At 66.6% G+C, this 23,588-nt stretch carries 18 protein-coding genes and 1 other RNA gene; 1 reads left to right on the plus strand and 18 read right to left on the minus strand.

Annotated features, from left to right (window positions below):
- Window positions 1-2: 2 nt before the first annotated feature.
- From murG to ABIE08_RS09145, 14 genes are all read right to left on the minus strand, one after another.
- The gene (gene murG, locus ABIE08_RS09080; RefSeq protein WP_354550414.1) at window positions 3-1,121 is read right to left on the minus strand and encodes an undecaprenyldiphospho-muramoylpentapeptide beta-N-acetylglucosaminyltransferase; all 1,119 of its coding nucleotides are present in this window, start codon (window positions 1,119-1,121) and stop codon (window positions 3-5) included.
- 4 nt (window positions 1,122-1,125) lie between these two features.
- Window positions 1,126-2,286, minus strand: coding sequence for a putative lipid II flippase FtsW (gene ftsW / locus ABIE08_RS09085; RefSeq protein ID WP_354550415.1), 1,161 nt, complete (start codon window positions 2,284-2,286; stop codon window positions 1,126-1,128).
- Window positions 2,286-3,686 carry a UDP-N-acetylmuramoyl-L-alanine--D-glutamate ligase gene (gene murD / locus ABIE08_RS09090; RefSeq protein ID WP_354550417.1) on the minus strand — a complete coding sequence of 467 codons (1,401 nt, stop codon included), beginning with the start codon at window positions 3,684-3,686 and terminating at the stop codon, window positions 2,286-2,288. The genes ftsW and murD overlap by 1 nt, the downstream gene beginning before the upstream one ends.
- Window positions 3,687-3,693: 7 nt before the next feature.
- Window positions 3,694-4,779, minus strand: coding sequence for a phospho-N-acetylmuramoyl-pentapeptide-transferase (gene mraY, locus ABIE08_RS09095; RefSeq protein WP_266329558.1), 1,086 nt, complete (start codon window positions 4,777-4,779; stop codon window positions 3,694-3,696).
- Window positions 4,779-6,230 carry a UDP-N-acetylmuramoylalanyl-D-glutamyl-2,6-diaminopimelate--D-alanyl-D-alanine ligase gene (locus ABIE08_RS09100; protein WP_354550418.1) on the minus strand — a complete coding sequence of 484 codons (1,452 nt, stop codon included), beginning with the start codon at window positions 6,228-6,230 and terminating at the stop codon, window positions 4,779-4,781. Before ABIE08_RS09100 ends, mraY begins: the two co-directional genes overlap by 1 nt.
- Window positions 6,227-7,687: a UDP-N-acetylmuramoyl-L-alanyl-D-glutamate--2,6-diaminopimelate ligase gene (locus ABIE08_RS09105; protein ID WP_354550419.1), complete on the minus strand. Its 1,461-nt coding sequence runs from the start codon at window positions 7,685-7,687 to the stop codon at window positions 6,227-6,229. The genes ABIE08_RS09100 and ABIE08_RS09105 overlap by 4 nt, the downstream gene beginning before the upstream one ends.
- A gap of 85 nt (window positions 7,688-7,772) precedes the next feature.
- A complete protein-coding gene (locus ABIE08_RS09110; protein WP_354550421.1) occupies window positions 7,773-9,506 on the minus strand; it encodes a peptidoglycan D,D-transpeptidase FtsI family protein in 1,734 nt (577 codons plus the stop codon).
- Window positions 9,503-9,961, minus strand: a complete 459-nt coding sequence (ftsL, locus tag ABIE08_RS09115; RefSeq protein ID WP_354550422.1) for a cell division protein FtsL — start codon at window positions 9,959-9,961, stop codon at window positions 9,503-9,505. The genes ABIE08_RS09110 and ftsL overlap by 4 nt, the downstream gene beginning before the upstream one ends.
- Complete coding sequence (gene rsmH, locus ABIE08_RS09120; protein WP_354550423.1) at window positions 9,961-10,986, minus strand: 16S rRNA (cytosine(1402)-N(4))-methyltransferase RsmH; 1,026 nt, start codon at window positions 10,984-10,986, stop codon at window positions 9,961-9,963. Before rsmH ends, ftsL begins: the two co-directional genes overlap by 1 nt.
- Window positions 10,983-11,456, minus strand: coding sequence for a division/cell wall cluster transcriptional repressor MraZ (locus ABIE08_RS09125; protein WP_354550425.1), 474 nt, complete (start codon window positions 11,454-11,456; stop codon window positions 10,983-10,985). Before ABIE08_RS09125 ends, rsmH begins: the two co-directional genes overlap by 4 nt.
- Window positions 11,457-11,992: 536 nt before the next feature.
- Window positions 11,993-12,382: RNase P RNA component class A (gene rnpB, locus ABIE08_RS09130), an RNA gene on the minus strand.
- 234 nt (window positions 12,383-12,616) lie between these two features.
- Window positions 12,617-13,123, minus strand: coding sequence for a lytic transglycosylase domain-containing protein (locus tag ABIE08_RS09135; protein WP_354550426.1), 507 nt, complete (start codon window positions 13,121-13,123; stop codon window positions 12,617-12,619).
- Window positions 13,124-13,294: 171 nt separating this feature from the next.
- Window positions 13,295-14,026 (minus strand): N-acetylmuramoyl-L-alanine amidase, encoded by a 732-nt coding sequence (locus ABIE08_RS09140; RefSeq protein ID WP_354551635.1) that lies wholly within the window; start codon window positions 14,024-14,026, stop codon window positions 13,295-13,297.
- 50 nt (window positions 14,027-14,076) lie between these two features.
- Window positions 14,077-14,793: a DnaJ family molecular chaperone gene (locus ABIE08_RS09145; RefSeq protein ID WP_354550427.1), complete on the minus strand. Its 717-nt coding sequence runs from the start codon at window positions 14,791-14,793 to the stop codon at window positions 14,077-14,079.
- Window positions 14,794-14,960: 167 nt separating this feature from the next.
- On the opposite strand from ABIE08_RS09145, the gene ABIE08_RS09150 reads away from it, so the two are divergent.
- The gene (locus tag ABIE08_RS09150; protein ID WP_354550429.1) at window positions 14,961-18,752 is read left to right on the plus strand and encodes a hydantoinase B/oxoprolinase family protein; all 3,792 of its coding nucleotides are present in this window, start codon (window positions 14,961-14,963) and stop codon (window positions 18,750-18,752) included.
- A 207-nt stretch (window positions 18,753-18,959) separates the two neighbouring features.
- Here the strand turns inward: ABIE08_RS09150 and ABIE08_RS09155 are convergent, their stop codons facing one another.
- The 4 genes from ABIE08_RS09155 to ABIE08_RS09170 form a co-directional block, all read right to left on the minus strand.
- Window positions 18,960-19,661 carry a hypothetical protein gene (locus ABIE08_RS09155; RefSeq protein ID WP_354550430.1) on the minus strand — a complete coding sequence of 234 codons (702 nt, stop codon included), beginning with the start codon at window positions 19,659-19,661 and terminating at the stop codon, window positions 18,960-18,962.
- 79 nt (window positions 19,662-19,740) lie between these two features.
- Window positions 19,741-20,673, minus strand: a complete 933-nt coding sequence (locus ABIE08_RS09160; protein ID WP_354550431.1) for an extensin-like domain-containing protein — start codon at window positions 20,671-20,673, stop codon at window positions 19,741-19,743.
- 78 nt (window positions 20,674-20,751) lie between these two features.
- Window positions 20,752-21,972, minus strand: coding sequence for an alanine racemase (locus ABIE08_RS09165; RefSeq protein WP_354550433.1), 1,221 nt, complete (start codon window positions 21,970-21,972; stop codon window positions 20,752-20,754).
- Window positions 21,973-22,046: 74 nt separating this feature from the next.
- A complete protein-coding gene (locus ABIE08_RS09170; protein WP_354550434.1) occupies window positions 22,047-23,108 on the minus strand; it encodes a DUF2336 domain-containing protein in 1,062 nt (353 codons plus the stop codon).
- Between the last annotated feature and the right edge of the window lie 480 nt (window positions 23,109-23,588).

The following is a 23,588-nucleotide window of genomic DNA, read 5'->3' on the forward strand; positions in this document are numbered from 1 at the left end:
ACTTAAACTCCGGTCGATGCGCCGAGCCGCTCGCCGCCGGCCACGCGCTCGACCAGATCGGCCAGGCGTTCCACGGCGTCGGGACGACCGACTGATTTTGCTGCGGCCGCCGCCTGGGCCAGACGGCCCGGCTCAGCCAGAAAGGCGGTCAATTCGCGCGACAGCCGGTCGGCTGTCAACTCGGCCTGCGGCACGACCCAGCCACCACCGGCCTTGGCCAGCACGAGCGCATTGGCGCTCTGATCCTGATCGATCGCGCCGGGAAGCGGCACCATGATCGCCGGGCGGCCGATGACGGCCAGTTCGCAGACGGTCGAGGCGCCGGAACGCGAGATCACCAGATGGCTCTCCGCGATACGGGCCGGCATGTCGGTAAAGAACGGCGCCAGTTCCGCCGTGACGCCGAGCTTGGCATAGGCGGCGCGGACGCGGTCGATATCCTCGGGCCGGCACTGCTGCACGATCGAAAGCCGGGCGCGCGCCGACGGATCGAGCTTGGCAAGCGCCTCGGGCAGGAGGTCGGAGAAGAAGCGTGCGCCCTGGCTGCCGCCAAAGATCACCAGATTGAGCGAACCGTCCGCCGCGATGCGCGGATAAGGCACCCTGCTGGCGTCGATCACCATCTGGCGGACGGGATTGCCGGTCTGCACGATCTTGGCCCCGGCGGCATTGGCGTGGCCGACCTCCGGGAAGCTGGTCGCGACCGCGCTGACGCGCGAAGCAAGCAGCCGGTTGGCGCGGCCGAGTACGGCATTGGCGTCATGGGCGATCGTGGGAATGCGAAGTCGCACGGCCGCCATGAGCGGCGGCACGGTCGGGTAGCCGCCGAAGCCGACGACGGCGGCCGGACGCAGCCGCTTCAGCATCGCCTTGGATTGTCGGTAGCCATGCCAGAGGCTGAGGGCGGCGGCGAGAAAGACCTTCGGCGATTTCACCGAGGGGGTCGCCGAGCGGATGATATGCGTCTCGTCGGCGGGAAAGTTCTGGCCGTAGGTCTCGGCGCGATGATCGGTGGCGAGATGCACCGACCAGCCCCGGCTCTTCAGGGCGTAGGCCAGCGCCTCCGCCGGAAACAGATGCCCACCCGTTCCGCCGGCACACAGCAGGATCGTCTTTTCCATCGCCTCAAGCAGCCTTCGGACGGGTCGTCGCAAACCGGCTGAAACCGGAGGTCAGGCGGGCCGGCTCGAAGCGGCGGCGCGTCAGCGCCAGCACGAGGCCCATCTGGAAAGCGAGCGCCAGCATGGAGGAGCCGCCATAGGAGATGAACGGCAGCGTCATGCCCTTGGCCGGCATCAGGTTCAGGTTCACCGCCATGTTGATGACCGACTGAACGCCGAACAGCACCAGCAGGCCGGCCGAGGCGAGGCGCACGAAGGCATCCTCGTTCTTCAGGCTATGGCTCATGCCGCGCACGACGACGAAGCCGAACATCAGCACCAGCCCCATGCAGAGGATGATGCCGAATTCTTCAGCGGCCACCGCGAAGATGAAGTCGGTGTGGCTGTCCGGCAGGATGCGCTTCACGACGCCCTCGCCAGGACCACGGCCGAGCCAGCCGCCGTGAATGACGGAATTGAGCGCGGTGTCGACCTGGAAGGTGTCGCCCGCAGCAGGGTCCAGGAAGCGGTTGATGCGGCCCGCGAAGTGGGGAAACACGGTGTAGGCGGCGACGATGCCGACGCCGGCAAGGCCGGCGAGGCCGGCGATCCAGAACCAGGACAGGCCGGCCATGAAGAACACCGCCGACCAGGCGATGACGACGAGCATGGTCTGGCCGAGGTCCGGCTGCGCCACCAGCAGAGCAGCGACGATCGCCAGCAGCAGCATGGCAAAGATGTTGCCCGGAATGTCGTTGCGGCGCGAATTCTCGGTAAACAGCCAGGCCGACAGGACGAGGAAGGCCGGCTTGACGAACTCGGATGGCTGCAGCGAGAAGCCCAGGATGTTGATCCAGCGCCGCGCGCCCTTCACTTCCTGGCCGATGAACAGGGTCGCGAACATCAGGACGATGGCGATCGCGAACACGATCAGCGCCGTCCGGCGCACATTGCGCGGCGACAGGAAGGACGTGCCGATCATGATGGCGATCGTCGGCACCATGAAGAAGACGTGCCGCTTGACGAAGTGGAAGCTGTCGAGGCCGATGCGCTCGGCCACGGGCGGACTGCCGGCGAGAGACAGCACGACGCCGCCGATCATCAGCGCGAGCAGCCCGAACAGCAGATATTTGTCGACGGTCCACCACCACTCGGCGAAGACACTGCGATCGGCCCGGCTGACCATCACTTAACCTCCACGAGGGGTTTGGCGCCTTCGAGCGCCTGGACGAGACTGCGGAAATGATCGCCGCGCTTCTCGAAATTGGAATACTGGTCATAGGAAGCACAGGCGGGCGACAGCAGCACCACCGGCTCCGCCGCGCCATCGCGGGCCGCGTCCTGCGCCGCCGCGGCGACCGCTACGTCCATGGTGCCAGCCATCACCGTCTCAACTTTGCCGGCGAGCGTAGCCGCGAATTCCTCCGCCGCCGCGCCGATCAGATAGGCCTTGGCAATCCTGGGGAAATAGGGCTCGAGGCTGGTGATGCCGCCTGTCTTGGCCTTGCCGCCGGCGATCCAGTAGATCCGCTCGAAGCTTGCCAGCGCCTTTTCGGCGGCATCCGCATTGGTCGCCTTGGAATCGTTGACGAACAGCACCTTGCCGATCCGGGTGACGCCTTCCATGCGGTGCGCCAGCCCGGGAAAGCTATTCAGCCCTTCCAGGATCGAGAGATCAGACATGCCGATGGCGCGGGCCGCCGCAATCGCCGCCGCCGCATTCTGGGCGTTGTGAACGCCCCGCAGCGCGCCGATCCCGGCGAGATCGGCGATTTCGCGGATCGCGTCGTCCTCGGCCTCGAAGATCCGGCCCTTGTCGGCGAAGAAGCCGTTGGCGACGGGACGATGAACCGAGATCCGCTCGACCGGCGTGCCGCGCTTGTCGAGATCAGAGGCGATCGCCGAGCACCACTCGTCGTCGACGCCCACCACGGCCGTCCCGGCGCCGCGCACCAGCCGTGCCTTGATGGCGGCGTAGCGCTCCATCGTGTCGTGCCGGTCGAGGTGGTCCTCGGTCAGGTTGAGCAGGACGCCGACGGTCGGATCGATGGTCGGCGCCAGATCGATCTGGAAGGACGAGCACTCGACGATATGGATGCGATCCCTGGCCGGCGGCGCCAGCGACAGGATCGCCGTGCCGATATTGCCGCCAAGCTGCACATCCCAGCCATCGGTGCGAAACATATGCGCAATCAGCGCCGTGGTCGTCGACTTGCCATTGGTGCCGGTGATGGCGATGAAGGGCGAACCGGGCGCGATCGCCCGCCGCTCGCGGCAGAACAGCTCGATGTCGCCGATGATCGCGATGCCGGCCGCCTGGGCGAGCTCGACCGTCCAGTGCGGCTTCGGATGGGTCAGAGGCACGCCGGGCGACAGGACGAGCGCCTCGAAGCCGGCGAAATCGATCGGCCGCAGATCGGCGGTCGGAATGCCGGCTGCGGCCGCCTTCGCCACCGAATCCGCATTGTCGTCCCATGCCACGACCTTCGCGCCGCCGGCGACGAGCGCCTCGGCGGTCGCGAGCCCGCTGCCGCCGAGCCCGAAGACCGCGACCGACTTGCCGGCAAGGGAGGTGATCGGCGTCATCTGCGTGTTACCGGATCTTCAGGCTGGAGAGGCCGATCAGGGCGAGGACGACCGCGATGATCCAGAAACGGATCACGACCTGCGGTTCGGTCCAGCCAAGCTGTTCGAAATGGTGGTGGATCGGCGCCATCTTGAAGACGCGCTTGCCGGTCAGCTTGAAGGACGCGACCTGGATGATGACCGAGGCGGCCTCGAGCACGAACAGGCCACCGACGATGGCCAGCACGATCTCGTGCTTGGTGGCGACGGCGATCGCGCCGAGCATGCCGCCCAGCGCGAGCGAGCCGGTGTCGCCCATGAAGATCGCGGCCGGCGGCGCGTTGAACCAGAGGAATCCGAGGCCCGCGCCCAGCATCGCGCCGCAGAGCACGGCCAGTTCGCCGGTGCCGGGCACGAAATGGATCTGCAGGTATTCGGCGAAGATGGCGTTGCCGGAGAGATAGGCCATGACGCCGAAGGAGGCCGTGGCGACCATGACCGGAACGATGGCGAGGCCGTCAAGACCGTCGGTCAGGTTCACCGCATTGCCCGCGCCGACGATGACGAAGGCGCCGAAGGGAATGAAGAACCAGCCGAGATCCAGCACGAAGGCCTTCACAAAGGGAAAGGTCAGCGCGTTCGACAGCGGCCCGGTCGAGAGATGCGAGATGGCGATGCAGGCGATCGCCGCGATCGCGAATTCCACGGCGAGACGCGACCGGCCGGAAAAGCCCTTGTGGCTCTGCTTGGTGACCTTGAGATAGTCGTCATAGAGCCCGATCAAGCCGAAGCCCACCGTGACGCCCAGCACGGTCCAGACATAGATGCTGGAAAGATTGGCCCAGAGCAGGGTCGAGACGATCAGGCCGGAGAGGATCATCAGGCCGCCCATGGTGGGCGTGCCCTTCTTGGTCACCAGATGGCTCTGGGGGCCGTCCTCGCGGATCGGCTGGCCCTTGCCCTGCTTGACCTTCAGCGCGCGGATGATCGTAGGGCCGAACAGGAAGACGAAGATCAGCGCCGTCATCGTCGCGCCGCCCACACGAAACGTGATGTAGCGGAAGACGTTGAGGCCCGAGAATTGCGCGGAGAGATCCCCCAGCAGGTACAGCATCAGACGGGTCCTTCAGTGGCGGGATCGCTCTCGACGGGCGCCGATGCAAAGCGGATCTTCAATGTCTCGACGATGGGCGCCATGCGGCTGCCATTCGAGCCCTTGACCATCACGACGTCGCCGGCGGCGAGCTCGTCGAGAAGAATCGCCTCGAGCTCATTTGAGGTTTCGGCATAATGGCCCCGCATGGCGTCGGGCAAGACCTCCCAGAGCGCCAGCATGGAGGGGCCCGCCGCATAGACCCGGTCGATTCCCGCCGCGGTCAGCGGCTCGACCAGTTCGGCATGCAATCGCAGCGTGTCGTCGCCCAGCTCGCGCATGTCACCGAGAACGGCGATGCGTCGACCGGCGCCTTCCGTCCGCGCCTGCGCCAGGACGGTGATCGCCGCGCGCATCGAGGTCGGGCTGGCGTTGTAGCTTTCGTCGATCAGCGTCGCGCGGCCCTCGCCGACGACGAGCTCGTGGCGGGCGCCGCGGCCCTTCGGCGCGCTCAGATCGCCGAGCGCCAAGGCCGCCTCGCCGACATCGCCGCCCATCTGGGCGACTGCCAGCAGGACGGCGAGCGCGTTCTGCACCAAATGACGCCCCGGCGCGCCGATCGTGAACTCGACCAGCTGGTCGAGGATGCGGGCGCTGACGCGGGAATGATCGGGCTGCATGTCGAGGGCTTCGAGCCGCGCATCGCAATCGCGGCCCGTGCCGAAGGACAACACATGGTTGATACCGGAATCCATGGCGAGCAGCGCCAGGCGCTCGAATTGCGGGCTGTCGCCATTCAGGATGACGCTGCCGCCGGGCTCGACGCCGGAAAAGATTTCGGCCTTGGCGCGGGCGATGCCATCAATGCCATCCGGGAAGAACTCCAGATGCACCGCCTCGATGTTGGTGATGATCGCGACATGCGGGCGAACCTGCGCAACCAGCGGCGTGATCTCGCCCGCATGGTTCATGCCGATCTCGAACACGGCGAAGCGGGCGTCGGCCGGCATGCGCGACAGGGTCAGCGGCACGCCCCAGTGATTGTTGAACGAGGCGGGCGAAAAATGCGTCGCCCCCTGCCCCGACAGCACATGGCCGAGCATTTCCTTCGTCGAGGTCTTGCCGACGCTGCCGGTGACGGCGGCAATCCGCGCGGTCGAGCGCGCCCGCGAAGCCCGGGCCAGCTCCTGCAGCGCTTCCAGCACGTCCTGCACGACGACCAGCGGGATCGTCATGCGGCCGAGGCCTGCGAGCTGGTCGGAGGCGACGACGGCGACCGTCGCGCCATGGCCGGCGGCGGCGCCGACGAAACGGTGGCCGTCAAAGCGGTCGCCGCGAATGGCGAAGAAGGCATCGCCCGGCTGCACGGTCCGGCTGTCGATCGAGATGCCGGTGATCGCAGGGCCGGCGGCCGTCGGGCGGCCCTTCATGCCAGCGACGAATTCCTCGAAACCCCAGAGCTTGTCGGTCATGTGCGCGCCTCCGCGGCGAGCGCCGCCGCGACGACCTCATGATCGGAAAAGGGCAGCGTGACGCCGTTGACGATCTGGCCGGTCTCGTGGCCCTTGCCGGCAACGCAAAGCACGTCGCCCTCGCCGAGCATCGAAACCGCCTCCAGAATGGCCGAGCGGCGATCGGCGATCTCGATCGCGTCGGGGGCACCGGCAAGGATCTCGGCGCGAATGCGGGCCGGATCCTCGGAGCGGGGATTGTCGTCGGTCACGATGACGACGTCGGCATTGCGGCTGGCAGCCTCCGCCATCAGCGGGCGCTTGCCGGCATCGCGGTCGCCGCCGGCGCCGAACACCACGAAGAGCCGCTTGCGCGTCATCGGCCGCAGCGCGCCGAGCGCATGATCGAGCGCGTCGGGCTTGTGCGCATAATCGATGAAGACCAGCGCGCCCTTGTCGGTGACGCCGACCCGCTCGAGGCGGCCGGGCGCGCCCACCAGCGTGCCAAGCGCATCAATGGCAACGCGCGGCTCGATGCCGGTGGCGATGGCAAGGCCGGCGGCAACGAGCGCGTTGGAGACCTGGAAGGCGCCGGCCAGCGGCAGGCGCACATGCATCGGCGTGCCGAAGACGTCGAGTTCGAGCGACTGGCTGTAGAGATCGGGTTCCGCCTTGACAAGACGGATCGCCCGCCCTGCCCGGCCGATATCGATCAGGCGCTGTCCGCGCCGGCGCGCCACGGCCATGACCGCATCCGCATAGGGGCCATCGGCATCGAGCACCGCGGTGCGGCCTTCCGGCAGCAGATTGCCAAACAGCTTCAGCTTGGCTTCGAGATAGTGCTCGACCGTCGGATGGTAGTCCATGTGGTCGCGGCCGAGATTCGTGAAGGCGGCTGCCACCAGCCGGACGCCGTCCAGCCGATGCTGATCGAGGCCGTGGCTCGACGCTTCCAGCGCGGCGTGGGTAACGCCCTGCCGCGCGAGCCGATCGAGAATCTGGTGCAACTGGATCGGATCGGGCGTGGTCAGGCTGCCATAGTCGGAACCGGCCGGCGAGACGACGCCGATGGTGCCGATCGAAGCGGCCTGCTTGCCCGCGACCTCGAAGATCTGGCGGACGAACGCCGCGACCGAGGTCTTGCCGCTGGTGCCGGTGACGGCGACGAGTTGTTCGGGCTGCAGCGGATAGAAGCGGGAGGCGAGATGCGCCAGCGCCATGCGCGGGTCGGCCGCGCGCAGCACGGGAACGCCGATGTCATCGGGCAAGTTCGCTTCGGGACCGCAGACGACCGCCGCCGCGCCCCGCTTCACCGCATCCAGCGCAAAGCGCGAGCCGTCCGCCGCGACGCCCTTCAGGGCCGCGAACAGAAAGCCCGGCTGGACAGCCCGGCTGTCCGCGGTAAGGCCGGATATCTCGATCGCCGCCGCATCGGCGGGGAGCGAGAAGTCGTTGGAAGCTAGGTCACCGAGCCGCATTCTGGGGTCGAATCCTCCCGATCGTTCAAGTTTACGCCAAGGCAGGGGCGCGCGAGCCAAAAATCAGAGGCCCGCTCATCGATCCTCAATACGACACAAGCATGGCGTCGGGGTGGCTTTCGTTCTCGCTGCGCGGCTGGACGCCCAGAATGGCGGCAGCGCGGCGGATGATGCTGGAGCTGACATTGGCCGCGTTCCAGGCCGCGAGCGCCGGCAGGCCCGGCTTCTCCGGCTTCGGATCGTCGATCGAGATCAGCATCACATATTCCGGGTCGTCCATCGGGAACGCCGACAGGAACGAGTTCAGATAGTGGCCTTCGACATAGCGTCCGTTGGCGATCTTCTCGGCCGTGCCGGTCTTGCCGCCGACGACATAGCCGGGAACGTCGGCGTTGCGGCCGGAGCCCTTGACGGCGTTGAAGCGGAACAGCCAGCGCATCTCGTCGCTGGTCTTCTTGGAGACCATCTGCGTCGAGTCGGCCAGGGCGGCTTCCTGCGTGCGCGGGAAGAAGGTGGGCGAGAGCAGATGGCCGCCATTGACCAGCGCCGCGTCGGCAACCGCCGCCTGCATCGGCGTGATGGCGATGCCATGGCCGAAGGAGACGGTCAGCTGCGTCGCCTGGCTCCAGCGCTTGGGCACCTGCGGCGTCGCCACTTCCGGCAGATCGGTCTTGAGCCGGGTCGAGAGGCCGAATTTCTTCAGATAGGCCTGCTGCTCTTCCTGGCCGACGGCGAGCGCCATCTTGGCGGTGCCGATATTGGAGGAATACTGGAAGATCTCCGGCACGGTCAGGAAGCGCGCCTTAGCGTGGAAGTCGCGGATGACGTTGCGGCCGACATGGATCGGGAAGCGCGCATCGATGCTGTCCGTCATCTTCACGCGGCCGGAATCGAGCGCCATCGCGAAGGTGAAGCTCTTGAACACCGAACCGAGTTCGAACGTACCGGCCGTCAGGCGGTTGAGCCGGTCGGGCTTGTTGGCATCGGTAGGATTGTTCGGATCGAAATCGGGCAGCGACGCCATGGCCATGACCTCGCCGGTCTTGGCGTTGAGGATGACGCCCATCGCCGCGATCGACTGGTAGCGCTGCATCGCGCCGACGAGTTCATCGCGCAGGATGTGCTGGACGCGCAGGTCGATCGACAGCTTGACCGGCTGCATGTCGGCGCCCTTCATCGCGAAGCCGGCGCCATGCAGGTCGCCAAGGCCCCGCTCGTCGATCGCCTTCTCGATGCCGGCAATGCCCTGGTTGTCGATATTGACCAGGCCGACGATATGGGCAGCCGCGGGGCCGCCCGGATAGAAGCGGCGGTTCTCGGTCAGGAAGCCGACGCCCGGAATGCCGAGATTGTGGATTTCGGACTGCTGCTTCGGCGTGATCTCGCGCTTCACCCAGACGAAGCCGGCCTGGGTCGACAGCTTCTTGCGCAGCTGCGCCGCATCGAGGTCCGGCAGGACGCTGGTGATCAGTTCGGTCGCTTCGTCGGGATCGACGATCTTGTTCGGCTCGGCGAAGAGCGAGGCCGTCTTGATGTCGGTGGCGAGGATTTCGCCATTGCGGTCGACGATGTTGGGACGGGCGGTGGCGACGGAGGAAGCCGCGCTGCCACGCGCGGCGGAGCCGGCCTGATCGCTCATGCCGAGCATGACGAGCCGGCCGCCGATCACGCCGTAGACGATCATGAAGACCATCATCGTCAGCCCGATGCGGCTGCGCGTCTGGTCGTGGCGGGCCTTGCTCGCGCCCTTGAGCGCGACGTGGCGGGGACCATTGGAAGGGCTGAACATTCCGGGGCGGTCGGTCAGCGTCATCGTCATGGATTCGCTCCCGATTGAGCCGCCAGGTCACGCGGACGTGGCTTGGCGATGCTGGCCTGGGCGGTGGTGGGTTTCGCGACGATCGGCTTGGCGAGGATCGGCTTGGCCGATCCGCTCTTGGCCACGCCGCTGGTGATCATCCGGTCGAGACTCGCGCCGGGCACCTCGATCGGTTTGTCCGGAACCTCGTCGAGGCTGGCGAGCTGGCGCACGTCGAGCGGGGTCAGATGCAGATAGCTGCTGTAGCGGCCGACCAGTTCCTGGAGGCGCGACGGCTGGTCCAGCACGCTCCATTCCGCCTGAAGAATGTTCATCAGGTCCTTTTCGCGGGCGATGTCGCGGCGCAGTTCCATGACGTGATCGGCGGCCCGGCCCGCGCGATCCTTCATGGCGTAAGTGACGACGGCGCCGGCGACCATCAAAGCAACCCAGATGACGTTGAGTGCCCGGAGCATTACGACCTCGCCACTTTGAATTCAGGAAGCGCCGGTACGCCGGCAGCCGCGGCATCGAACGGACGCGACGGCGCCTCGGTCCGGATGCCGGCGCGAAGCTTGGCGGAACGGGCGCGCGGGTTGCGCGACGTTTCTTCATAGCCGGCCACGACGGGCCCCTTGGACATCAGCGTGAAAGTCGGTGCGGCGAGCGTGCGCTCCGGCATGTGGCGCGAGCCACCGGCGCGGATCTCGCTGCGCTCGGCCAGGAAGCGCTTGACGATGCGGTCCTCGAGCGAATGGAACGAGACGATGACGAGGTGCCCGCCCGGCTTCAGCACGCGCTCGGCGGCGACCAGCGCCCGGCCGAGCTCGTCGAGCTCCTGGTTGACGTAGATGCGCAGCGCCTGGAACGTGCGGGTCGCCGGATGGATCGGATCGGTCGGCTTCTTGCCGACGACGCGCTCGACCAGGCCGGCCAGTTCGCTGGTGCGCAGATAGGGCTTGGCGACGCGGTCCTGCGTGATGGCGCGGGCAACGGCGCCGGCGCGGCGCTCTTCGCCCAGGACCGAGATGATGCGGGCGAGATCGCGCGCCTCCATCGTGTTGACGACGTCGGCGGCGCTCGGGCCTTCCTGGCTCATGCGCATGTCGAGCGGGCCGTCGAAGCGGAACGAGAAGCCGCGCTCGGCCTCATCCAACTGCATCGACGAAACGCCGATATCGAGCACGACGCCGTCGACCTTCTCATGCCCCTGCCCGGCCGCGATCTCGTCGAGGTCGCCGAAGCGGCCATGCACGAGCTGCAGCCGGCCTGCATACTCGGAAACCAGCGCCTGGCCATCGGCGATCGCGTTGGGGTCGCGGTCGATGCCGATCACCGACGCGCCGGCATCAAGGATGGCGCGGCTGTAACCGCCGAGGCCGAAGGTGCCGTCGATGATGACCTTGCCGGCAGCCGGCACGAGATGCGCGAGCACCTCGGCGAGCAGCACCGGGACGTGACGGTCCGGTCCGCCTGCAGGAATGGCGTCGCCGGCCGTCATGTTTCCGTACCTCCCGAGGAACGCGGGCCCGAGCCGAGCCGGCGGCGCAGTTCGCGCACGCGGTTCTTGGCCTCGTCGCGATAGGCGACGAACCGTTCCGGTTCCCAGATCTGAAATTTGTAGCCCTGACCGACAAAGGTCACGGTATCGCCGATGCCGGCATGCGCCTTGATCCCCTCGGACAGGGCGACGCGCCCTTCCGGATCGATCCGCAGCACTTCGCTCTCGCCGATCAGCGTCGTCGAGAGAAACTCGTGATCCTCGGAGAACGGCTCGAACAGCGTCAGGCTGGCGCGGATCTGGCTGACCAGGCGATTGCCGCCGGCATCCACCGCGTTCTGGTCCAGCGTGGGACAGCAATAGAGGCCCTCGAAACCGTCGCGCGTCAGGACCGAACGGAACAGTGCCGGGATCGACACTCGCCCCTTCGAGTCCAGCCTGTTGGTGAAGGTTGAAACGAATTCGTCCATCACCTTTCGCGCCGGCGCTCCTCTTGAAAATGCCCAATGAACACCCGCCCGCGTAGCGAGCCGGGAAAACACTCATGGGACGCGGACTGGAAACAACACCCCGACGACGTGGCATGCGACCCCACGGATCGACCTGATTTTGTCGATCGCAGCGCCCTCTGACCGGGATGATTTGGGATACCATGGGTGAATATGGGCGTCAATGGAATCGGCCCCCACGACACGCAGGCGCCCTCGCGCTGATCACACAGGGTTAAGCTTAATTTTCCGTAGCTTTTCACGGCCCGGGCGTAAGGAATCCGTACGATTTCTCAGGCCCCGGCACGGCAGGCGCACAGGAGAATTTTCGCAAAATGTTGGGAATGCCGATGACGGGAGGCGGCGACGGCCGCCTCGGATCGGGACGCGGCGCGTGACGGTGGGACGATCGCCCATGCCGAGGGCTCAGGGACCACGTTCCGGCGGCCTGCCGAGCCCGCGCGGCCCATGCCAGAGCCGCACGTCCCGCAATGCCGGCAGGCGGCCGAAGAAGAGAAATTGCCAGTCGGCCTATAAGCCGGGTTCTGTAGGGCGGCGGCGAACCGCCGCGTGACGACCATTCATCTTGGACGTCCGTTACCGGACGCCTCGCGCGACCAACCCGGGCGACGAACCTGGAAACAGGCTGGCTTGCGCCATGTCGCCCCTATTCGGTCTTGCTCCCGGTGGGGTTTACCGTGCCGTTCCCATTGCTGGGCCCGCGGTGGGCTCTTACCCCACCCTTTCACCCTTACCCGTTGCGCGAACGCACGGGCGGTTTGCTTTCTGTGGCACTTTCCCTGGGGTCGCCCCCGCCGGGCGTTACCCGGCACCGTGTTTCCATGGAGCCCGGACTTTCCTCCCCTGCGACCTTTCGATCTTGCAGCAGCGGTCGTCCGGCCGACTGGCAATGCGGGGCTTAGGGGTGCGACGGGTGCGGGTCAAGCCCAACCAAGGGGAACTCGGCTCCCGCACCCGGTCTTGAACACGATCTGGAAGTCCTGCGGCCCGCAACGCACTCAGGCGACACCCGGGAGGGGCGCATCGAGCCTGGCAGTCTTGCGTCCTTCGCGGGCGCCCGATCCAACGGGCGCAGCCGGACGAGAGGCTTCAGCCGCAATCATCCCAATGACGGTTCGAACTCAGTTCGAAGCCATGATCTGCTGGACCTTGCCGCAATAGCGCAGCGGGCCCTTGCTCATGCGGGTGGCGCCATGGCCGCCATTATACTTGAGGATCGTGCCGCACAGATCGCCGCCGGCGAGTTTGCGGGCCTGGCCGAGATACATCATGCCGTAGCGGATGTTGGTGGCGGGATCGTAGAGCGCCTTGGCGCTGCCCTTGTAGCCCATGCCGCGAGCGGTCTGGAGGCGGACCTGCATCAGGCCGATTTCGCCGACGCTGCCAGTCATGTTGGGCTTGTAGTTGCTTTCCACCGTCACGACGGCGTGGGCCAGCGACAACGGGACATTGTTGGCGGCGGCATGGGTGCGGATCAGATCATCGAAACTGCTGCGATCCGCGGCAGCGACACGAACGACACTGGACTTGAGAAGACGACCGGAGCCCGACTTGGCCGACGCGGGGGAAATGGCGAGGCTGCCAGTGGCGACGAGGGCGGCCAAGGCAAGTACGCAAAACTTCTTCATACCTGGGGGTAACTCACATCATTGACGATGCGCCGCTTGTCGTTGCCCAAGAGTCCCGAATTGGGGCACCGGAACTGAAATCAGATTACAGGCTTTAACATTTCGTGATCGACCAGCACCGCCCCGTAATCGGTTAGCCGACTAACCGATATTATCCTTCCGTAGCGACAATCAACGCGTCTCGGCGAGGGCCCGGGCGAGCCGGTGCAGCGTCGCAATCGTCGAGGAATCGGCGATTCCGTCGACCCGCTCCGGACGAAAATGCCGCTGGAAGGCCGTCACGACCTGTTCGGTCGCGAGATCGTAATTTCCAGAGATCTGAAGGGGATAGCCGTAGAGCGCCAGCATCGCCTGCAGCGCTTCGATCGGCGCACCGCTTTCACCAGCGCTAAAAAAACGACCGCCTCGAATCGGTTCCGGCTCGACGTAATGGCCGACCCCCGCAGAAGCCAGGCGGCCCCATGGGAACTTCTCCCCGGGGTCGCGCTTGCGCGCCGGAGCCACGTCGGAGTGCGCCAGGATTCGTTCCGGACGAATTTTGTGTCGAGCGCAAATGTCGCAGGCCAGCGCGATCACGGACTCGATCTGGACGTCGGGGAAATCGGGATATCCGTGGTCATGGCCCAGATTGGCGATCTCGATGCCGACCGACCTGGAGTTGATATCGCCCTCGCCATGCCAGGAAGAAACGCCGGCATGCCACGCCCGATCGGCCTCGCGCACCAACTGGGTGATGGTCCCGTCCTCGGCGACGACATAGTGGCAGGAGACCTGCGAGGCCGGGTCCGACAGCAGTTGGATCGCCGCCTCGGCCGTCTTCATGTCGGTATAATGCAGCAGCAGGATATCGATCGCGGCGCCCTCGGCGCGCGGGCCGAAATTGGGCGACGGCCGCCACACCATATCCGGCAGGGTCACGCCGGGAATCGCCGCGTCAGCCACGTCTTTCTCCATCATGCAAAGGCCCGCTCGCGCCGGATGCGGTCATAGGCGCCGTTCAGTGCGGCAAGCTTGGCGGTGGCAATCGCCAGGAATTCGGCCGGCACGCCGCGCGCAATCAGCTTGTCGGGATGCGTCTCGGAAACGATGCGGCGATAATGGCGCTTCACGTCGTCGTTGGAGGCGCCGCGATCGATGCCGAGGATGAGATAGGGATCGCCCTCCTCCGGCACGATATGGCGGCTGCGGATGCGGGCGAAGGCGGCCTCGCTGATGCCGAAGATCGACGCGACATGGTCAAGGAAGGCCAGCTCGTCCTGGTGCACCATGCCGTCGGCCTTGGCGATATGGAACAGGCCGTCGACGATATCCTCGAACACGCTGGAGCCGGGGTCGAACAGGCTGGCAAGCTTGCGCGCATAGGCATCGAAGCCGGCGACGTCCTGCTTGGCCAGGTTGAACAGCCGCGCCACGTTCTGGTGCTCGGTGGGCGGGATATCGAATAGCTGCTCGAACGCCGCGACTTCATCGCGCGTCACGACGCCGTCGGCCTTGGCCATCTTGGCCGAAAGCGCGATCATCGACACGGAAAACGCCACCTGCCGCCGCTCGACGGGTGAACCGCTGAGCGCCGTGCGCACGGTCTCGATGAGATCGTCCAGGGCCCGGCCGATGGTGCAGGACCCAGGAAGCTGGCGAATGAGATCGCCGAGTCGTTGCCAGATTGTCATGGGCGAACCATAAGCATCTCGCTCGCCGAGCGCGAGAGTCCAGGGTGTCGCGCACATCGGTCGCCCCCGGATCTCACGGGGACCGCGGCGCCCCATGCCGTAACGGATTGACGGACGCCGCCCGAGCCTTACTCATGCGCCCGGGCTTCAATCGCGCGAAGGGCAGGATGATGACGCAGTGGGACTTCTGGATCGATCGCGGCGGCACCTTCACCGACATCGTCGCCCGCGATCCCGAAGGCCGTATCCGCGCCCACAAGCTGCTCTCGGAAAACCGCGAGGCCTATCGCGACGCCGCCGTGCAGGGCATTCGCGAACTGATTGGCCTCGCCCCGGGCGAGCCGATCCCGCAAGGCGCGATCGCCACGGTCAAGATGGGCACGACGGTCGCCACCAACGCCCTGCTGGAGCGCAAGGGCGATCGAACACTCCTCCTGATCACCCGGGGATTTCGCGACGCGCTGGCGATCGGCTACCAGGCGCGGCCGGACATCTTCGCCAAGAAGATCATCAAGCCGGAACTGCTCTACGAACGCGTCGTCGAGGTCGCCGAGCGTGTCCGCGTTGACGGCACGGTCGAGGCGGAGCCCGATCCGGCCGCGGTGGAGACGGCGTTGCGCGACGCCTATGCCAGCGGCATCCGCTCGGTCGCCATCGTGTTCATGCATGCGTGGAAATATCCCGAGCATGAGGCCCGCGTCGCGGAAATCGCCCGCCGCGTCGGCTTCCCGCAGATCTCGGTCAGCCACGAGATCTCGCCTCTAATGAAGCTGGTCGGGCGCGGCGACACGACGGTGGTCGACGCCTACCTCTCGCCCATCCTGCGCCGCTATGTCGAACAGGTGGCGGGGGAGCTCGGCGTCGCCGACGAGCCCTCCCCCCGGCTGATGTTCATGATGTCGTCGGGCGGCCTGACGGCGGCGGAGTTGTTTCGCGGCAAGGACGCCATTCTTTCGGGCCCGGCCGGCGGCGTCGTCGCGGCGGTCGAGACGGCGCGGCAGGCGGGCTTTAGTCAGGTGATCGGCTTCGACATGGGCGGCACGTCCACCGACGTCTCGCATTATGACGGCGTCTACGAGCGGTCGTTCGAGACGGAAGTCGCAGGCGTGCGCATGCGCGCGCCGATGATGCGCATCCACACCGTCGCCGCCGGCGGCGGGTCGATCCTGCATTATGAAGCCGGCCGGTTCCGCGTCGGCCCGGATTCCGCCGGCGCCGATCCCGGCCCCGCCAGCTATCGGCGCGGCGGCCCGCTAGCCGTCACCGACGCCAATGTCATGACCGGCAAATTGCGGCCGGAGCATTTTCCGAAAATCTTCGGACCCGCCCGCGACCAGCCGCTTGATGCGGCGATCGTCCGCGAGCGCTTCGAGGCTCTGGCCGCCGAGATCGGCGACGGCCGCAGGCCTGAGGAGATCGCCGACGGCTTCCTGCGCATCGCGGTCGAGAACATGGCCAACGCCATCAAGAAGATCTCGGTCCAGCGCGGCTATGACGTGACCGACTACGCGCTGAACTGCTTTGGCGGCGCCGGCGGCCAGAGCGCCTGCCGGGTCGCCGATGCGCTTGGCATGACGACGGTGCTGGTGCATCCCTTCTCCGGCATTCTCTCGGCCTATGGCATGGGCCTCGCCGACATCCGCGCCAGCCGCAGCCAGGCGGTGGTCAAGAAGCTGGCGCCCGAACCGCTGCCAGAGTTACAGGCGCTCGCCGCGTCGCTCACCGACGAGGTTCAGGCCGAACTCACGCAGCAGGGCGTCGAGGCGGCCGAGACCTTCATCCGCGCGCATCTCCGCTATGACGGCACCGACACGCCGATCCCGGTCGAGGTCTTGCAGCAAGACCCCCACCCCACCCCTCTCCCGCAGGCGGGAGAGGGAGGCGTTTCGACGACAGACGTCGAGCCCAGCCCCCACCTTGCTAACCAGCCGGGCTCGCCCGTCGATGCAGCCCCCAGCCAGCCCCCTCGCCCGCTTGCGGGAGAGGGCTGGGGTGAGGGTCTTGCTTCCCGTTGGCTGCCCATGGAAACAATCCTCGCCGCCTTCGAGGACGCCCACAGGAAGCAGTTCGGCTTCGTGTTCGAGGGCAAGGCAATCGTCGTCGAGAGCCTGGAGGTCGAGGCGGTCGGCGGCGGAGCTTCGATTGAGGAGCCCGCGCTCGACGCGCCGGAGAGCCGGCCAAAGCCCTCCGAGACCGTCTCGATCTTTTCCGGCGGCGCGACCCACCCGGCCGGAATCTTCGTGCGCGAAAGCCTCTCGCGTGGCGCGATCGTCCCAGGCCCTGCCCTCATCATCGAGCCGCACCAGACCATCGTTGTCGAGCCCGGCTGGCAGGCGGCGATCTCGCCCCGCGACCATGTCGTGCTGACGCGGGTGGAGGCGCTCGACCGCAGCCATGCCATCGGCACGGATGCCGACCCCGTCATGCTGGAGGTGTTCAACAACCTCTTCATGTCGATCGCCGAGCAGATGGGCGTGACGCTGCAGAACACCGCCTATTCGGTGAATATCAAGGAGCGGCTGGATTTCTCCTGCGCCGTGTTCGACGCGACGGGTGCTCTCGTCGCCAACGCGCCGCATATGCCGGTGCATCTGGGCTCGATGGACCGCTCGGTCGAAACGATTATCGAACTGAACCGGGGAGCGATGCGGCCGGGCGACGTCTATGCCCTGAACGCGCCCTATAATGGCGGCACGCACCTGCCGGACATCACCGTCGTCTCGCCAGTGTTCGACGATGCCGGCGAGGAAATCCTGTTCTTCGTCGCCAGCCGCGGCCACCATGCCGATATCGGCGGCACGGCGCCCGGCTCGATGACGCCGCGCGCCACCACCGTCGACGAGGAAGGCGTCCTCATCGACAATTTTGTCCTTGTAGATCGCGGCCGTTTCCGCGAGGCCGAGTTGGTGGAGCTTCTGACCAACCACCCCTACCCTGTCCGCAACGTCACGCAGAACGTCGCCGACCTGAAGGCGCAGATCGCCGCCAACGAGAAGGGCGTGCAGGAACTGCGTCGCATCGTCGAGCATTTCGGGCTCGACGTCGTCACCGCCTATATGGGGCACGTGCAGGACAACGCCGCCGAAAGCGTGCGGCGGGTGCTGGGCAGCCTCAAGGATTCCGAATTCGCGGTCGAGACCGACCAGGGCGCGGTCATCCGGGTCAAGATCCGCGTCGACCGGGAAAAGCGCGAGGCGACGGTCGATTTCAGCGGCACGAGCCCGCAGCAGCCGACGAATTTCAACGCGCCGGAACCGGTGACCCGCGCCGCGGTCCTCTATGCCTTCCGCGTCATGGTGGAGGGGGACATTCCGATGAATGCCGGCTGCCTCCGGCCGATCCACATCATCATCCCCGAGGGCTCGATGCTGGCGCCGCGCTATCCGGCCGCCGTCGTCGCCGGCAATGTCGAGACCAGCCAGCAGGTGACCAATGCCCTGTTCGGCGCGCTGGGGGCGCTGTCGTCGTCGCAGGGCTCGATGAACAACCTCACCTTCGGCAACCAGACCTATCAATATTACGAGACGCTCTGCTCCGGCGCGCCGGCCGGCGTGTTCAATGACGGCACCGGCTTCGACGGCGTCGATGCCGTGCACGTCCACATGACCAATTCGCGCCTGACCGACCCGGAAGTGCTGGAGTTCCGCTTCCCCGTCCTGCTCGAGGATTTCCACATTCGCGCGGGCTCGGGTGGGCGTGGAAACTGGTCAGCGGGCGGCGGCACCAAGCGGACGATCCGCTTCCTGGAAGAAATGGAATGCGCCATCCTCGCCTCGCATCGGCTTGTCGCGCCGCACGGACTGATGGGCGGAGCGCCCGGCGCCCTCGGCAAGACCGAAGTGCGCCGGAACGACGGCCGGATCGAAGCACTGGAAGGCTGCGACCAGACGGTGCTCCAGCCTGGCGAGGCGGTGATCGTCACGACCCCGACGGGCGGCGGGTTTGGGCGGGCGAGATAGCCGAACAGCGGTCTCACTTCACCTGTCTCCACTGCCACCCCACCCTCTGACGTCATCCGGGCGGAGACCCGGGATCCATTCAGCCGAGACGTGTGGAGGCTATCTCCCGGGAACCAGGCTGAATGGATCCCCGCCTTCGCAGGGATGACGGAATCTTGGTGATGAAGGGAGGGGTGTTTGGGCGGAAAGAAAAGCCCGCTCCTCGCCTCACGCCGCCTTGGCGAGCGCCTGTTCCAGCGCGTGCCAGTCGGACGGGGCGAGCACCGGCTTGACGCCCATGTCGACCACTGCCGCGAAGACCGGCACCGGCATGGCGGCCTTCATGCCCCCCAGCATGCCGAGCCGTTCGGCCGGGTTCATCGCCGGGATCATGATGCGGATGAATTCCATCATCATCGCAGGCTCGACCGAGCCGACGATGCGGCCCTCGATCGCGGCCAGTTCGCCGTCGTTGAACAGGCGGTGCAGGAGCGAGAGCGTTTCCGTCTCCTCCTCGATCATGTGCTCGAAATCATGCGCCAGGAATTCGGTGTAGCGCAGATAGAGCGCGCGCAGCATCGGCGAGCGGCGCTCGGGCGGCGCGGCCTCGATCTGGCGGAACCGCGTCTCCAGCTCGTCGAAATCGCGCTCGTGATGGTCGTGATCGTCGACCAGCCGCGTCGTCGCGCCGGCGCGGCGCGTTTCGATCTCGGTGTGGATGAAGATGTTCTCGTGATGGAGATGCTTGCGCCCCATCGTCACCATCAGGCGCATATCCTGCAGCAGGCCCGCGACGTCGGCGTCGTTGAGCGGATCGATCGCGCCGAGGCGGGTCATCAGCTGTCCCTGGGCGCGGCGCAGGCCCTTGTGGATGCTGGCGTAGAGATTGTAGCGCGTCTCGTCGACGTAGACGGTTGTGGTGGCGGTCATCATCAAACTCCTCAAATCCCTAGAGGGAGGGCGGAGTACAATGTGACGTTAGGTCATGCTGTGACGCAAATCACTTGCGCTACTGCGCATAGGACATCGGAATGCTGGCCGGCGGCGTATAGGGGCCGGATGCCGGGACGGACGGCACCTCGCCGGCACGGATCTGGTCGCCCGGATAAGGCGCCTCCGCGTCGGGCGCGCCGAGATTGTCGTCGAAGCGATAGGTGAAGGCGCGCTGCTCCATATTGGCGGGAGCGGCGGGCGGCGGCGTCTGCAGCAAGGTCGCCATCGGGATGCCGGCATTCGGATCGAGCGGCGTCGGTCCCGGCATGTCCAGCTTCGGCCGGCAATAGCGCGACGTGCCGCTGGCGTTGTGGCGGGCGAGATCGATGTGGATGTGGTCTTCGTGCAGCCGGTTCGAGCCCGGGCCGAGCACGGTCGTGAAATAGCCGCAGGCCGAAATCAGCGCCTCGCGCAGGAAGGCCTGGCTGGCCGGATCGCCGCGCCGCCAGTCGCTCTTGACCCGGATCGTGCGGCCATCGGCCAGTCGGAAGCCGGCGACGTCGAAGGCGTTGGCGAAGGCGTGTTCGGAAAGCTTGGCGCCGTGGCGGTTGTTGCGCGACCGGCAGGCATAAGTGCCCATGGTGAGCACTTCGGTGACCGGCATGGCGAAGCGGGCCTGCGCCGCCGGCTGCACCGACTCGCGGATCCAGCGCTCCATGGCGTTGGTCATCATGCAGCCCAGCACCACATCGCCACCGGTGACCGCGACGACGCCCCGCTCGAAGGCGTTGACCTTCAGCGGCCGTTCTATGCCGCACGTGCCTTTCCCATCCACTTCCTTCGCCGGGCGCTGGAAGTAGGAAGGGACGACCAGTTTCTGCGCGTAACAGGCTCGCTCCGTCGCATCCCGCCAGCTTTCCCTTTCTTCCCCGAGGAAGTTGAGGGCACAGCCGGAGAGCGAGACAAGAGCGAGCACCGACGCGGTACGCAACGCTACGCAACTGAACATGCGCGTAGAATGCGGCCGAAGCTCTTAAAGAATGGTCAACCATACCCGCAACCAGGGATGGTCTTCCGGCGCGCGGCGCTACTCGCCCATCGTCTCGATCGAGGCAAAGCCTTCGACCGGACCCGCCGCCTCGAACGGAGTCGTCACCTCGACGAAGCTGTCGGGATAGAAACCGTTGAAATGGGTGCGCAGCGACAGCGAATAGGCGCCGATATGGCCGATCTCGATCCAGTCGCCCATGCCGATCGTCTCCGGCAGGTAGAACGGACGCGAGAGGATGTCGACGGAATCGCAGGTCGCGCCGCAGACCCGGAACGGCACGATCTTGTCGCCGTCGCCGCTGCGTTGGCGGCGGGCGGGATCGGGCAGATGGCGCGCCGGCAGCGTGATCTTGCCGGTCCAGGAATCCGACAGCGACGACCAGATGCCGTCATTGATGTAGAGCCGCCTGCCCTTCTTCAGCAGCACGCGCACCACGACCGAGAGGCAGCGCGCGACGATGACCCGGCCGGGCTCGGCCACCAGCGGCACGTCGCCAAAGCCCCATTCCTGCGCCTCGCGCACCACGTCGGCGATCAGCGCGCCGGTTTCGGGCCGCACCACCTGCTTGCGCCGGGGATCGCTGCCATAGGCGGCCGGAAAGCCGCCGCCAATGTCGAGCGCGGCGATGTCGACGCTGGCGCGCGACCGCACCCAGGCGGCCGAGGCCAGCGCCCGCTCATAAGTGTCGGTATCCTCGACCTGGCTGCCGACATGGAAGCAGAGCCCGACCTTGAAGCCGAGCTTGCCAATCCGCTCGACCAGTTCGACCGCGTGGCCGGGGGCCGCGCCGAATTTCTTGGAAAGCTCATAGGCGGCGTGCCCGCGCGTCACCAGGCGCACGAATAGCGTGATCTCTTCCGGGTCGAGATCGAGCGCCCGCACGATGCGGACGATCTTGGCGATCTCGTCCTCGTGGTCGAGGGCGATGACGCGGATGCCATAGGTCTCCAGCGCCAGCCGGATGTCCGACTGCGCCTTGACCGGGTGCATGTAGAGAAGCTCGGCGTCGGGCGCCACGGCGCGCGCGGCAGCGAATTCGGCCGGCGATGCGACGTCGAAGCAATCGACCCCGGCATCCGCAAGCGTCTGCAGCACCAGCGGCTCGCCATTCGTCTTGACGGCATAGGCCATTCGGCCGGGAAAGGCAGATTTGAACGCCAGCGCATCGGCCCGAAGCACGCTCGGGCGGAAGCAGTAGAGCGGCTGATCCGGACGAAGCTTGTAGGCTGCGTCGCGGGCGGTTTCGAAGCGATCCATCGTTTCGCGATCCCGTATGGCCGTTGGCCGGCAGACGCTATCAGCGCCCAGCCGGTACGGGAACCCCGATGGCGTCAGAGGGCGGGATTCTGCTGGGCGGGCATGGCGGCCGCTTCGTCGGAAGCCTGGCGCGCCCGCAGGAAGCGCAGCGTATGGGCGGCGTCGTCCTGGCCCAGCGACTGATAGGCGCGGACCAGCGTTTCGATCGCCTCGGCCGAATGGCCATGGCGGCGGCCGCGAATCGCGGCGATCGCCGCGAACGTCTCGTCGTTGACGCCGGCGGCCTTGCAGAGCACGGCGAGCGGCATGGTGTCGGGCTTGGCGATCATCCGACGCACCAGCTCGACCGGCAGCCCGGCGGACCCGGCGAGCAGGCCCGCGACTTCCATCATCCGGTCGCCCGAAGCGACGGTCGCAATCACCTCGGCCACCGCATTGGGAGCGGCGGCCGTCTCGTCCGAGTGGTCGTCCCCAGGCCGGGAGCGCGTGCGCGTCGGGAAGGCGATGACGACGCCGCTCTCCGAGGGCGCGGCGAACGAACGGCGAGACCGCGGCACCGGCGGCGCGGAGCGGATATCCAGCATCTGGCCGCGCTCTTCGTCGCTCTCGCGGGCGGCCGCCTGACGCTGTGCCAGCTTCTGCGTCGCCTCATGGACCAGGATGGACAAGCCATGCTGCGAGAACCGCGCGCCCGGATTCTGCGCCAGCAGGCGCAGGACGGCGCGGTCGCCCCGATCGAGCAAGGCGTCCGAAACCGCTTCCGGCACCTGGGCGCGCGTGGCGATGGCGCAGAGGCGGTCATGCGGCAGGGTGGCAGCGAGGGCGGCGAGATCGGCCTCCTCGAAGGCGAAGGAGCGTCGCAGCACCGGTTCGGCCGCCTCGATCTCGCGCAAGGCGAGGAACCGCAGCACCTCGGCCGGCGCATTGGGCAAAGCAGCAATCCGCTCGACCAGGACGGCCCTCTCGTCGGGCCGCATGTCGTCGAACACGCCGAGAATGATTTCGGAGAACAGCGCGGCCGTCGGCGACGACACGGCCGCGCCGGCGCTGCCGAACAGATCGGTGATGGAGGCAAGCAGCTCGGCCCGCCGCGCCGGCGCGGTCTGGTGGGCTGCCTCCGTCCGGCGATCATCCATGCTGGTTTTCCGGCCCTGTTTTCATGCCGGGACGGTCGCAGCGAAACCATAAGAAACGATTGAGAGGCGCGGTTTCCGGAACGTTACCGGGGAGGCCGGCATCCCTGCGTCGCCTCTCCCTCCCCGCCGCCGAGAGCGGAATCCCGTTGACGATTGAGGCAAGATTGCAGCGGAACAAAGCCACTGCCTGCACGTTTTTCCACCGAGGGATTTGGGAGATTATTCCACGGCTTAGCCCATTCATGGCAGGATTGCGCCGACTTAGCGGCGAAACCGGCAAGTTGGGGCCTTGCTCGAAGGGACGATCGAGTTAATACTTAAGCTCGAAGTTGGGCGTGTAAGAGAGACCCGGGAGATGTCCATGAGCCTCGCAAAACCGTTCCATCTGCTCGCCGTGAGCGCCGCTTTTCTGTTCGTCGCGGCCATCGTCTTGGGAGCGATCTGAGTCCTCCCGCGACATTGTATTCTTGACAGCGTACT

It is taken from the genome of Kaistia defluvii (assembly GCF_040548815.1).
GTDB classification, from domain to species: Bacteria; Pseudomonadota; Alphaproteobacteria; order Rhizobiales; family Kaistiaceae; genus Kaistia; species Kaistia defluvii_A.